We start from the raw sequence: 13608 nt of genomic DNA on the forward strand, positions 1-13608 counted from the left end.
CTTCATTCCAAATAGGAGGTCCATATGAAATTACTTAAAAATCTTGGCTGGTTTCTTCTAGCCATTCTATCCTTTTACTTTGGCTATGGTCTGGTTCAGAGTATGGCTTTATCAGCGCTTGACCTAGGGGCTTCGATCTTTGGAGTCTTGCCACTTTATGTCGCCCTGTCAGGAGCCTATGTTTATGTAGTTTACAGATGGTATCAGACAGAAAAGGTTAGCATCCAGACAACGGCTTTTAATCGTTATATTTGGTTGCCAACTCTGGTTTTGCTAGTGGCGATTACAGCCCAGTTCTTTTTGCCAGATGATCCGTCAGTCAATCAACAAATCGTATCACAACTGACAGTTGCTCAGCCTGTATTTGGGTTCTTTATGGTAGTGGTCTTTGCTCCTCTGACGGAAGAACTCATCTTTAGAGGGATGCTAGCGCGCTATCTCTTTCCTAAGCAAAACAACAGCAAACAGACAGCTCTGTTTCTCCTCGTATCAAGTGTGCTCTTTGCCTTGATTCATTTTCCAGGGACTTTGCAACAGTTTTTAGTCTATGCTAGTCTGGGATTGAGTTTGGGTTTGGCTTATGTAAGCCGAAAAGGTCTTCTTTACAGCATTTCTCTCCACGCTTTGAATAATTTAATCGGCTTTTTGATGATACTCATGCTATAATAGAGTCAGGAGGTCACATGAAACGAGTAATTTTATTAGCAGTGATACAGGCGGTTGTTCTCTTCTTTATCATCGGGGCACTTGCCTATGCCTTTAAAGGCGATTTCTTTTATAACTATCTAGCAGTTGTCTTTGCGCCTATTGCAGGTGTCTTGCGTTTTGCTTCGGCTTATGCGACGGAGATTGTTCTACCTAAAAAGGCAGCTGAGATTGCTGAAAAGCGTAAAAAAGGTTAAGAATCATAATCAGAGAATCCGATGACGTTTTCATCGGATTTTTTGTCTGTTCGTTTTGATTTCTAAAGACAATCAAACTTTTCTGCTGATTTTCATGAAGAGCCTGCGCTTTTATGGTAAAATAGTAACAGAATAAAAGAGGAGAGAAAACATGAAACGTAGTATGTATGCTGGTCGTGTTCGTGAGGAACATATCGGACAAGAAATTACCTTGAAAGGATGGGTTGGCCGTCGTCGTGACCTTGGTGGTTTGATCTTTATCGACCTTCGTGACCGTGAAGGGATCATGCAGTTGGTTATCAACCCTGAAAAAGTATCTGCAGAGGTTATGGCAACGGCTGAAAGTCTTCGTAGCGAATTTGTTATCGAGGTGACGGGTCAGGTTGCTGCGCGTGAGCAAGCCAATGATAAGTTGCCAACGGGTGCAGTTGAGTTGAACGTGACAGCTTTGACAGTGTTGAATACAGCCAAAACAACACCATTTGAGATTAAGGATGGTATTGAGGCCAATGACGATACACGTTTGCGTTACCGTTACCTTGACCTTCGTCGTCCAGAGATGTTGGAAAATCTCAAACTTCGTGCTAAGGTGACCCATTCTATCCGTAACTACTTGGATGAGTTGGAGTTTATCGATGTGGAGACGCCATTCCTTTCGAAGTCAACGCCAGAAGGGGCGCGTGACTATTTGGTGCCATCTCGTGTCAATAAAGGGCATTTCTACGCTCTTCCTCAGAGCCCACAGATTACCAAGCAGCTCTTGATGAATGCTGGATTTGACCGTTACTACCAAATCGTCAAATGTTTCCGCGATGAAGACTTGCGTGGAGACCGTCAGCCTGAATTTACTCAGGTCGACTTAGAAACTTCATTCCTAACTGAGCAAGAAATCCAAGATATCACAGAAGGCTTGATTGCGCGCGTGATGAAAGAAACTAAAGGCATCGAAGTAACGCTTCCATTTCCTCGTATGAAGTATGATGACGCGATGTCTCTCTATGGTTCTGATAAGCCAGATACCCGTTTTGACATGTTGCTTCAGGACTTGACAGAAGTTGTCAAGGGTGTTGATTTTAAAGTCTTCTCAGAAGCACCTGCCGTTAAAGCCATTGTGGTCAAAGGAGCAGCAGATAACTACTCACGTAAAGACATTGACAAGATGACTGAAGTAGCCAAACAATATGGTGCCAAAGGTCTTGCTTGGGTCAAGGTAGTTGATGGAGAATTAAATGGACCGGTTGCCAAGTTCTTAACTGGTATCCAAGCAGAATTGACTGCAGCACTTGGTCTTGAAGATAAGGATTTGGTTCTATTTGTGGCGGATACGCTTGAAGTGGCGAATGCAACACTGGGCGCCCTTCGTGGACGTATTGCTAAAGAGCTTGGCTTGATTGATAACGATAAGTTCAACTTCCTTTGGGTAGTTGATTGGCCAATGTTTGAATGGTCTGAAGAAGAAGGCCGCTACATGAGTGCCCACCATCCATTTACCCTTCCACAGGAAGAAACAGCTCACGAATTAGAAGGTGATTTGGCTAAGGTTCGTGCCATTGCTTACGATATCGTCTTGAACGGTTATGAGCTTGGTGGTGGTAGCCTTCGTATCAACCAAAAAGACCTTCAAGAACGCATGTTTAAGGCTCTTGGTTTCTCAGCTGAAGAAGCAAATGACCAGTTTGGTTTCCTTCTTGAAGCCATGGACTATGGTTTCCCACCACACGGTGGTTTGGCGATCGGTCTTGACCGATTTGTGATGCTCTTAGCAGGAGAAGAAAATATCCGTGAAGTCATTGCCTTTCCTAAGAACAACAAGGCAACCGACCCAATGACACAAGCTCCATCAACAGTCGCTCTCAAACAACTAGAGGAACTCAGCTTACAAGTAGAAGAAGATGAAACAAGCAAAACGAATTAAGCGGTGGCGCTATTATCTGCGCCGCTTTGCTTATCAGATAAAAATCTTACGAGTTTTACAAAGTATCTCTCGGGAAAAATATGATGAGAAAGTATCAGCCTCTCTGGTTTATGGCTTTTTGTCAGCGGTAGCAGTCAATTTCTTTTTTCAACCAGGGCACGTTTACTCCAGTGGTGCGACGGGTCTGGCACAGATTATCTCTGCTTTGAGTAATCACTGGTTTGGTTTTTACATTCCTATATCGCTAACCTTTTATGCTATCAATTTTCCGTTGATGATTTTGGCTTGGTATCAGATTGGGCATAAGTTTACAATCTTTACCTTTATCACAGTATCCATGAGTTCTCTCTTTATCCAGCTTGTGCCAGTTGTGACCTTGACAGAGGATCCCATCATCAATGCCCTTTTTGGGGGTGTTGTCATGGGCTTGGGGATTGGTTTTGCGCTCCGTAACAATATTTCTAGCGGAGGTACAGATATCGTCAGTCTGACCATTCGAAAGAAAACGGGTAAGAATGTCGGCAGTATTTCTTTCTTGGTAAATGGAACCATCATGCTGATAGCAGGTCTGACCTTTGGTTGGAAATACGCCCTCTACTCCATGATTACCATCTTTGTATCAAGCCGTGTGACAGACGCGGTCTTTACCAAGCAAAAACGCATGCAGGCCATGATTGTGACCAATAATCCTGACAAGGTAATCGCAAAAATCCATAAAAAATTGCACCGCGGAGCAACCATGATCCACGATGCAGAAGGAACCTATAATCATGAGAGAAAAGCAGTCTTGATCACAGTTATCACGCGAGCAGAATTTAATGATTTTAAACACATCATGAAACAGGTTGATCCGACAGCCTTTGTCTCTGTATCCGAAAATGTCCACATCCTAGGACGATTCGTAGAAACAGACAATTAATCATACTCAAAAGACCAGCCTTGGGACTGGTCTTTATTTTTCGATAATTTTGTGTCCAATCAACTGGCGGTAACAAATCTGTTTATTGTTTTTAGCATCGTTTATGATCTGGAGAATGGTTTCAAAGGAAACGCGCCCAAGTTCCAGGCTATTGATATCGACATAAGCTACGAGGTCAAGTCGAGGATTGACTGAGTCGAAGCTGAGGACAGGAACATCCAGTTTGTGCTTAGCGATATAGTCACAGACTCCTTCGGCTAGGAGACTGTCAGTTGTGATAATAGCGTCAATCTGCGGATCGTGATTGAACAGGAGTTCACTGAACTGATACCCTTTTTCTTCTAGAAATTCGGTCGCAAAGTAGGTTAAGTTGGTATCAATCGGAAGTTGGTGTTGTTTGAGTGCCGACTCATAGCCAGTTAGACGATCTTGCGTTACGAAGAGTCGCTTTGTACCCCCGATAAAGGCAATTCGTTTGCATCCTTTTTTGATGAAATACTCTGTCGCATCAAAGCCCGCCTGTACATTGTCATTATCAACAAGAGGGATAAAGGGTGAAGTAGATTTTCCGAGAATGAGGAAAGGAAACTGCTCATCGGCCACTAGTTTGACCAGAGGGTCTTCTTCCTCAGCGTAGAGGAAAATCAAACCGTCAACACGCTTGCCATAAACCATCTGAGAAATCGCATTGAGACGTTCTTTCTCATCTTTCCCCGTTGCAATCTGAATAGCGTAGTGGTTTTCAGACGCGACTTGGGCAATTCCTCGAAGGACAGATGGGAAGAAAGGATTTTGGTAAAAGGCATCCGAGTCATCAGGAAGCACCAGGCCGATAACCTGAGTATAGCTACTCACCAAGCTACGAGCGTTGAGGTTGGGGTGGTAATTGAGCTCCTTCATCGCCTTGCGAACGCGTTTTTTAGTTTCGTCGCTAATGGTTGATTTATTTTGAATAACACGGGTTACGGTTGAAGGCGAAACACCAGCAGCCTTGGCCACGTCTTTAATCGTAACGGGCATAAAAATCTCCTATTTATGGTAATCTGGATCACGGAAATGCGTTTTATAAAAGATAGTGACCAGATAAAGAACAAAAAGAATGTTTTGTACAGTGATAAGGGTTGTCATATTTTGGCCAAAAAGTCCCAAAATAAGCGTAATCAAAGTTGGTAATCCTAAACAGTTCAAGATAAAATGGTAGCACTCTTTAAAGCTCCTAAATGAAAAGAGGCGTGATTTTTTGGTGATATAAAGGAGGAGACTAGCTCCAAGAGAGACAATGAAGAAATTCAATCCAAAGAGGAAGCTAGCACCAAGAACGAGAAAGAGACTGATATAGACCCGATTTTGTTGGTACCAATCTTTAGAAATGGCTTGGGTTAGATCTTCCTTACTCTGGAAACTCTCCGTTTGAATCGCGTGGTAGCGAATGCGAGTCAGTTCCTTACTTTCCTTGCTGATGACGAGTTCTTCCGTATCAAAATGAAGTTGCAAGTCCTTTGGCAATTCCTTGCTTTGGCTCGGGCCAATCAAAAGAGAAGGCTGCTGATTCTTCGTACCTGAGTAGTTCAGCTTTCCATCAACGATTTGTGCATTCTCTGACAAGTCCATGATGGCTTCATCTGTCAGTGGAGTGTAGACATTATCGATAAAGGTATCCAGTGGATACGTTTCCTGTGAGCTGTTTTGAATGGCGATCGGAACCATAGACAAACTGATGAGGAAAATGCTAGTAAAGAGGAGTTGAAACCAGTTAAGTCCGAAACGTTTTGATAGGGGCTTACGAAATCCCCAGATACTAGTAAAATACGAGAATGGATATGGAAGCATAGGCATCTTTCTAAAAGTGTTTTCTATATGAGTATTATTATATAGAGAAATGTGCTTTATTTCAAGTCTAGTAGATAAATTGCTTATTGAAAAGCTGGTTTTGCTACTATTTGCGGTCTTTTGTCTAATCTTTCAACTTTAGAAACAAAATTCAAAATGAAAAAGGGTGGCGGGGATAGATTATCCCTTGTCGCCACCACTTGTAAGTCCTGAAACAAAGTTCTTTTGTAGGAAGAAGAAGAGAATACAGATTGGAAGGGCGATGAGGATAGCACCTGCTGAGAAGTAGGCAATCTTCAAGTTTTTCACATTGCTGACAAAGGTCTGTAGACCAACGGCAACTGTAAAGTATTCTTTCTCACGAAGCAAGAAACTAGAGAGGATATAGTCTCCGAAAGGTCCCATGAAGGCCCAGAGCGCTTGTACTGCAACCATTGGGCGAACGAGTGGGAGAACAATTTGCCAGAAGCGACGGAAGTGTCCTGCACCATCTAGTTTTGCTGATTCATCAAGAGACATCGGTACTGTGTCGAAGTAGCCTTTCATCAACCAAGCATTCATCGGGATACCACCACCGACATATAGGAAGATGAGGAACCAGCTTTGGTTAAGGGCATTCAACATAAGGGCCATAACGAAGAAGGCTGTCAAAGCGGCCATAGTTGGCACCATTTGGATAATCAAGAAGAAGACCAAACTTTGTTTACGAGCCAAGAAGTTGTAACGGCTGTAGGCATAACCAGCAAGTACGATGATACTTGTTTGAACAGCCATTGTAATCAAGGCGATAATCAAGGTATTGAGATACCAAGTGCCGTACAAGGTTTCAGTGAAGAGCCCTTGGAAGTTGGCAAAGCTAAAGTCGACGTTAGCATCTAGTTTAAAAGCTACGACGTTACCAGTCTTGAAGGCTGACATAATAGTAATCAAAAGTGGATAGATAATCACGATTGAAAGACCAATCAAGTAGAGGTAAGTGAGGGTTTGAGTCAGTCTACGTTTGAGTTTGATTGAGTTATTCATCTTAGACGTCCTCCATATCAAATGCGTGTAGTTTCTTGAATGCGATCATAGAGATAGAGATGACAATGATAGAGATGATCAAGGTAACAGCTGCCGCCATAGAGTATTGAGGAGATGTACCTGTTGTCAAGCGATAAATCCATGAGATCAAGATATCAGTTGAACCGGCTCCACCACCAACGCTACCAGGACCTCCGCCGTTGAAGAGGTACATGATAGAGAAGTTGTTAAAGTTGAAGGTGTATTGGCTGATCAATGTTGGAGCTGCAACAGCCAAAATCATAGGGAAAGTGATGTTGCGGAATTTTTGCCAAGCATTGGCACCATCGATGTAAGCCGCTTCGTAGAGGTCGTTAGGGATTGACTGCAAGATACCCAAAGTCAAAACGTAGATGTATGGGAATCCTAGCCAACCTTGCATCATAATCAAGGCAATCTTCGTCCAAGTTGGGTCTGTTTTCCAAGGGATAAGAGCACCATCAAGGAAAGGAAGAACCTTAGACAAAAGAGGCAAGACTTGCGTATTGATGGCACCAACACTATCGTTAAACATGTTTGAGAATGTCAAGATAGTGATGAAGGCTGGAACAGCCCAAGGAAGAAGGAAAATAACACCAAAGATACGTTTTCCTTTGATAAATGGTTGGTTAGCAATGATTGCTGTGAAGATACCAATCACAATCTGCAAAGTAGAAGCAGACAAGGCCCAGATGATGGTCCAAGAAAGAACCGCACCGAAGGCTGAACGGAAGGTACTTAAGCTCCAGATGTTTGTAAAGTTAGTCAAACCAACCCAGTCCAACAATTTGTTTGGTGGCAAGTGTTGGAAGTCATAGTTGGTAAAGGCAATCATCAAGGTTACGATAACTGGGAAGATAATCGCAAATGTCATAGCGACGTAAGATGGGATGATCAAGAGGTAAGGGAAACCATTCTCATAAATACCTTTGATCATATCTTTAAAAGTACGTGGGACAGGAATTCCATTGTTAATACGTTTTGCGATTGTATGTGCATCTTTAATATTTGAGAAATAAAAGAGCACATAAACGACTACAAAGATTAAATGGAAGGCACCACGAATCAGCATAAAGAGGGAATTATCACGACCTGGCTTGTCACCAAGAGTGATCAAATTGTGCAATTCAGGGGCTGCAAGTGCTAGGAAATAAAGAACAAATACGATAGTTACACCAAGGAAGATAAAACCTTTGGCCTTTTGTTTATTGTAAATCTGTCCTAACCCAGGAATCACTGAAAGCAAGGCTGCTTTGCTAGGTTGTTGGTTTTCCATGAATACTCCTTTCATAGGATACGAGATTGAAGTTTGTCTCCAATCACTAGATAGGCAACTGCAATCATTCGTAAATTTATAAAATCAAAGGGGGATTTGTATTCTCCCCCCCTTGTAACGAATTCAATTATTCACCAAATTTTTGTTTGATTGTTTCTTTGATCAATGTTACAGCATCGTTAGCAGCTGTCTTAGCATCTTTTTTACCACTTACAGCGTCAAAGAGCATTGTTTTAGCTGGATCCCAAACAGCTGACATTTGAGAAATGTTTGGCATTGGTTGAGCGTTCTTGAACTGTTTGATAACAGCTGTTGTCAACTCATCGTTTTTACCTTCAGCGTATGAACGAGCTTCAGTGTTAGCTGGGATTTCGTTAGTTGCATCGTAGAATGCTTTTTGTTGTTCAGTTGAAACAAGGAAGTCTACAAATTTTTGTGCAGCTTCAAGGTTCTTAGTGCTTGATGGGATGATCCAAGCTTTACCACCACCGAATGGTGTGTATTCTTTACCATTTGGAAGAGTTGGAATAGTAGCAACACCGTAGTTTACTTTAGCATCTTTGAATGCTTGAGCTTTCCAAGGACCGTCGATGATAGCAGCTGTTTTACCTTCTTGGAATTGAGTTTGGATCAAGTTTGCAGCACCTTCAGTATCTTGCATACCTTTAGGCCATTTTTCATACCAAGATTTAGCGTAGTTGACACCAGTGATAGAACCGTCGTTTGCAAGACCGATGTCTTTAGCGTCTTTACCGTTTTGTCCGAATACGTAACCACCGTTACCAGCAAGAAGTCCGTATGCGTAGTAGAAGTTTGTCCAGTCAGCTAGGAATGCAGTAGTTTTGCCATCTTCACCAGCGAAAGCGTATTTGCTGTCTTTAGCAAGTTCTTCTAATTCAGCAAAAGTTTTTGGAGCTTCTTTAAGCAAGTCTTTGTTGTAGTACATAACAAGTGACTCAATAACGGCAGGAGCACCGTAAACTTTACCGTCAGCAGCTGTTACAAGAGATTTAGTTTTATCATCTGTTTTTGCACCATCGCTCAAAGTAACTTCTGAAAGTTGTCCGTCAGTACCAAGGCTACCTACGCGGTCGTATGGTGCCATCATAACGTCAGCAGCTTGACCTGATTGGTTGTCAAGTGAAAGTTTGTCAAGTCCACCAAGTTGGTCACCTGATTTGATGTTAACTTTTGTACCTGATTCTTTTTCATAAGCTGCAGCAACTTTTTCAGCGTAGGCTTTGTATTGGTCTTCAACGTAGAAAGTGATTTCTTTTGCTTCAGATGAACCAGAATCAGCAGCCTTATCAGCAGTTTTGCTTCCGCAAGCTACCAAAAGTAAGCTAGCAAGAGTAGCAGTTCCAAGCACAGCAGCGCTCTTCATGAATTTAGATGACATAGTGTATTCCTCCTAAAGAATAACAAAAATAATTTAATGAGAAAACGCAAACGTTTTCTTTTACGAACTTAGTATAGCACAAACAGAAAACGGTTGCAAGCGTTTTTAGGAAATTTTTTAAAAAAATTTTAAGGTTTCAAACATTTGTTAAAGCCCATATATAGGAAAGAACTTAAAATGTTTGTTTTTTTTGAATTGAAAATATATTAGGAAAACGATTGCGTAAATTCGGCTCGGTTTTTCAGAAAATAGAGCAGATATTGGGAATGAATTATCTTAAATCAGAAAATCTTTAAAATTTTTTCGCTTATTTCATAAAATATCAGTGGCAACAAGTTTTGTTTGATTAAAATAATTCAAAAAAATTTTTTAAAAACGCTTGCATTTGTTTTTGAAATGCGTTATACTTAAATTAACGCAAACGTTTGCGCCTTAATTGCGCAACGTTTTATAACAAACACATGAGGTGCTATTATGAAAAAACGTCAAAGTGGTGTGTTGATGCACATCTCTTCTCTGCCAGGAGCATACGGGATTGGATCATTTGGCCAGACTGCCTATGATTTCGTTGATTTCTTGGTTCGTACGAAGCAACGTTACTGGCAAATCCTCCCTCTCGGGACAACAAGCTATGGAGATTCTCCATACCAATCATTCTCGGCCTTTGCTGGAAATACGCATTTTATAGACCTTGATATCTTGGTAAAGCAAGGCTTGCTCGAAGCCAGTGATCTTAAAGGTGTTGACTTTGGTAGCGATGCATCTGAAGTTGACTATGCGAAGATTTATTATGCACGTCGTCCGCTTTTAGAAAAAGCAGTTAAACGCTTCTTGGAAGTGGGTGATGTCAAAGATTTTGAGAAGTTTGCTAAAGACAACCAATCATGGCTCGAACTCTTCGCAGAATATATGGCTATCAAAGAGCATTTTGACAATCTTGCTTGGACAGAATGGCCAGATGCAGATGCTCGTGCTCGTAAAGCTTCAGCACTTGAAAGCTACCGTGAGAAATTGGCAGACAAGTTGGTTTACCACCGTGTGACTCAATACTTCTTCTTCCAACAATGGTTGAAATTGAAAGCCTATGCTAACGATAACCACATCGAAATTGTTGGGGACATGCCTATCTACGTAGCGGAAGATTCAAGCGACATGTGGGCAAATCCACATCTCTTTAAGACAGATGCCAATGGTAAAGCAACTTGTATCGCAGGATGCCCACCAGATGAGTTTTCTGCCACTGGTCAGCTTTGGGGGAACCCAATCTATGACTGGGAAGCAATGGACAAAGACGGTTACAAATGGTGGATTGAACGTTTGCGCGAAAGCTTCAAGATCTACGATATCGTTCGTATCGACCACTTCCGCGGGTTCGAATCTTACTGGGAAATTCCTGCTGGTTCCGATACAGCAGCACCTGGTAAATGGGTGAAAGGTCCTGGCTACAAACTTTTTGCAGCCGTTAAGAAAAAACTTGGTGAGCTAAACATCATCGCAGAAGACCTTGGTTTCATGACAGATGAAGTGATTGAGTTACGCGAACGTACTGGCTTCCCAGGAATGAAGATTCTTCAGTTTGCCTTCAACCCAGAAGACGAAAGTATCGATAGCCCACACTTGGCGCCTGCCAACTCTGTTATGTACACAGGAACACACGATAATAATACGGTTCTTGGTTGGTACCGTAACGAGATCGATGATGCGACACGTGAGTACATGGCTCGCTACACTAACCGTAAAGAATACGAAACAGTGCCACACGCTATGCTTCGTACAGTATTTTCATCCGTTAGCTTCATGGCTATTGCAACCATGCAAGACTTGCTAGAACTAGATGAGTCAGCTCGTATGAACTTCCCATCTACTCTTGGTGGAAACTGGTCATGGCGTATGACAGCAGATCAATTGACACCAGCTGTTGAAGAAACTTTGCTTGACTTGACTACAATTTATCGCCGAATTAATGAAAATTTGGTAGAATTAAAGAAATAAGACAATATCAGGAGACACATAAACATGTTACCATTAAACGAATTTGTAAAAAAACGTTACAATAAAACCATTGCAGAATGTAGCAATGAAGAGCTTTACCTTGCTCTTCTCAACTACAGCAAGCTTGCTAGCAGTCAAAAACCAGTCAACACTGGTAAGAAAAAAGTTTACTACATCTCAGCTGAGTTCTTGATCGGTAAACTCTTGTCAAACAACTTGATTAACCTTGGACTTTATGACGATGTGAAAAAAGAACTTGCAGCTGCAGGTAAAGAGTTGATCGAAATCGAAGAAGTCGAATTGGAACCATCACTTGGTAACGGTGGTTTGGGACGTTTGGCAGCCTGCTTTATCGACTCAATCGCTACACTTGGTTTGAATGGTGATGGTGTTGGTTTGAACTACCACTTCGGTCTTTTCCAACAAGTTCTTAAAAACAACCAACAAGAAACAATTCCTAACGCTTGGTTGACAGAGCAAAACTGGTTGGTTCGCTCAAGCCGTAGCTACCAAGTGCCATTTGCACACTTCACATTGACATCAACTCTTTACGATATTGATGTACCTGGCTACAAGACAGCTACTAAAAACCGCTTGCGTTTGTTTGACTTGGATTCAGTTGATTCTTCTATCATCGAAGATGGTATCAACTTTGACAAGACAGATATCGCTCGCAACTTGACTCTCTTCCTTTACCCAGACGATAGCGACAAGCAAGGTGAATTGCTCCGTATCTTCCAACAATACTTCATGGTTTCAAACGGTGCGCAATTGATCATCGACGAAGCGATCGAAAAAGGAAGCAACTTGCATGACCTTGCGGACTACGCTGTTGTACAAATCAACGATACTCACCCATCAATGGTGATTCCTGAATTGATCCGTCTCTTGACTGCCCGTGGTATCGAGCTTGATGAAGCAATCTCAATCGTACGTAGCATGACTGCCTACACTAACCACACAATCCTTGCTGAAGCCCTTGAAAAATGGCCTCTTGAATTCTTGGAAGAAGTGGTTCCTCACTTGGTACCAATCATCGAAGAATTGGACCGTCGTGTGAAAGCAGAATACAAAGATCCAGCTGTTCAAATCATTGATGAAAACGACCGCGTTCACATGGCTCACATGGATATCCACTACGGATACAGCGTAAACGGGGTTGCGGCTCTTCACACTGAAATCTTGAAGAACTCAGAGTTGAAAGCTTTCTACGACCTTTACCCAGAAAAATTCAACAACAAAACAAACGGTATCACATTCCGTCGTTGGCTCATGCATGCCAACCCAAGACTGTCTCACTACTTGGATGAGATTATTGGAGAAGGTTGGCATCATGAAGCAGATGAGCTTGAAAAACTCTTGTCATACGAAGACAAGGCTGCTGTCAAAGAAAAATTGGAAAGCATCAAAGCTCACAACAAACGTAAATTGGCTCGTCACTTGAAAGAACACCAAGGTGTGGAAATCAATACAAACTCTATCTTTGATATCCAGATCAAACGTCTTCACGAGTACAAACGCCAACAAATGAATGCTTTGTATGTGATCCACAAATATCTTGATATCAAGGCTGGTAACATCCCTGCTCGCCCAATCACAGTATTCTTCGGTGGTAAAGCAGCTCCAGCCTACACAATCGCTCAAGACATCATTCACTTGATCCTTTGCTTGTCAGAAGTGATTGCAAACGATCCAGCAGTAGCTCCACACTTGCAAGTAGTTATGGTTGAAAACTACAACGTTACTGCAGCAAGCTTCCTCATCCCAGCATGTGACATCTCAGAACAAATCTCACTTGCTTCTAAAGAAGCTTCAGGTACTGGTAACATGAAATTCATGTTGAACGGTGCTTTGACTCTTGGTACTATGGACGGTGCTAACGTGGAAATCGCTGAGTTGGTTGGAGACGAAAACATCTACATCTTTGGTGAAGATTCTGAAACTGTTATCGACCTTTACGCAAAAGAAGCATACAAATCAAGCGAATTCTATGCTCGTGAAGCTATCAAACCGTTGGTTGACTTCATTGTGAGCGATGCTGTTCTTGCAGTAGGTAAGAAAGAACGCTTGGAACGTCTTTACAACGAATTGATCAACAAAGACTGGTTCATGACTCTTCTTGACTTGGAAGACTACATTAAAGTCAAAGAGCAAATGCTTGCTGACTACGAAGACCGTGACGCATGGTTGGATAAAGTCATCGTTAACATTGCCAAAGCAGGATTCTTCTCATCTGACCGTACAATCGCCCAGTACAACAAAGATATCTGGCACTTGAACTAAGATTTTTTGCAACAGATTATAAAAAGCGCATCTAAAAAGATGCGCTTTTTT

The 13608-nt window shown here is 42.0% G+C and carries 11 protein-coding genes; 6 read left to right on the forward strand and 5 right to left on the reverse strand.

All coding sequences use genetic code 11. The features are described from left to right. The first annotated feature begins 24 nt into the window (after nt 1–24). The 4 genes from HMPREF1115_RS06930 (at nt 25) to HMPREF1115_RS06945 (ending at nt 3736) form a co-directional block, all read left to right on the forward strand. Nucleotides 25–666 (forward strand): CPBP family intramembrane glutamic endopeptidase, encoded by a 642-nt coding sequence (locus HMPREF1115_RS06930; protein WP_000771208.1) that lies wholly within the window; start codon nt 25–27, stop codon nt 664–666. Nucleotides 667–683: 17 nt separating this feature from the next. After that, nucleotides 684–902, forward strand: a complete 219-nt coding sequence (locus tag HMPREF1115_RS06935) for a hypothetical protein (RefSeq protein WP_000832176.1) — start codon at nt 684–686, stop codon at nt 900–902. A 151-nt stretch (nt 903–1053) separates the two neighbouring features. Next, nucleotides 1054–2817, forward strand: coding sequence for an aspartate--tRNA ligase (gene aspS, locus HMPREF1115_RS06940; RefSeq protein ID WP_000830901.1), 1764 nt, complete (start codon nt 1054–1056; stop codon nt 2815–2817). Beyond that, nucleotides 2795–3736 carry a YitT family protein gene (locus tag HMPREF1115_RS06945; RefSeq protein WP_000806299.1) on the forward strand — a complete coding sequence of 314 codons (942 nt, stop codon included), beginning with the start codon at nt 2795–2797 and terminating at the stop codon, nt 3734–3736. Before aspS ends, HMPREF1115_RS06945 begins: the two co-directional genes overlap by 23 nt. Nucleotides 3737–3769: 33 nt before the next feature. Here HMPREF1115_RS06945 and HMPREF1115_RS06950 read toward each other — a convergent pair whose 3' ends face one another. The 5 genes from HMPREF1115_RS06950 to HMPREF1115_RS06970 form a co-directional block, all read right to left on the reverse strand. After that, complete coding sequence (locus tag HMPREF1115_RS06950) at nt 3770–4756, reverse strand: LacI family DNA-binding transcriptional regulator (RefSeq protein ID WP_001145427.1); 987 nt, start codon at nt 4754–4756, stop codon at nt 3770–3772. A 9-nt stretch (nt 4757–4765) separates the two neighbouring features. After that, complete coding sequence (locus tag HMPREF1115_RS06955; protein ID WP_000938260.1) at nt 4766–5566, reverse strand: DUF1189 domain-containing protein; 801 nt, start codon at nt 5564–5566, stop codon at nt 4766–4768. 180 nt (nt 5567–5746) lie between these two features. Beyond that, nucleotides 5747–6589, reverse strand: a complete 843-nt coding sequence (locus HMPREF1115_RS06960) for a sugar ABC transporter permease (protein ID WP_001065656.1) — start codon at nt 6587–6589, stop codon at nt 5747–5749. A gap of 1 nt (nt 6590) precedes the next feature. Then, a complete protein-coding gene (locus tag HMPREF1115_RS06965; RefSeq protein WP_000431415.1) occupies nt 6591–7883 on the reverse strand; it encodes a carbohydrate ABC transporter permease in 1293 nt (430 codons plus the stop codon). Between the two features lie 127 nt (nt 7884–8010). Continuing rightward, nucleotides 8011–9282, reverse strand: a complete 1272-nt coding sequence (locus HMPREF1115_RS06970; protein WP_000095458.1) for an extracellular solute-binding protein — start codon at nt 9280–9282, stop codon at nt 8011–8013. 474 nt (nt 9283–9756) lie between these two features. Between HMPREF1115_RS06970 and malQ the strand changes: the two genes are divergently transcribed. Both malQ and glgP read left to right on the forward strand, forming a co-directional pair. Next, complete coding sequence (gene malQ, locus HMPREF1115_RS06975) at nt 9757–11274, forward strand: 4-alpha-glucanotransferase (protein ID WP_000747323.1); 1518 nt, start codon at nt 9757–9759, stop codon at nt 11272–11274. A gap of 24 nt (nt 11275–11298) precedes the next feature. Further along, entirely contained in the window at nt 11299–13557 is a 2259-nt protein-coding gene (gene glgP, locus HMPREF1115_RS06980; RefSeq protein ID WP_000937152.1) for a glycogen/starch/alpha-glucan family phosphorylase, read from the forward strand. The last annotated feature ends 51 nt before the right edge of the window (nt 13558–13608 follow it).

Source organism: Streptococcus oralis SK610 (assembly GCF_000257455.1).
Lineage (GTDB): Bacteria > Bacillota > Bacilli > Lactobacillales > Streptococcaceae > Streptococcus > Streptococcus oralis_CB.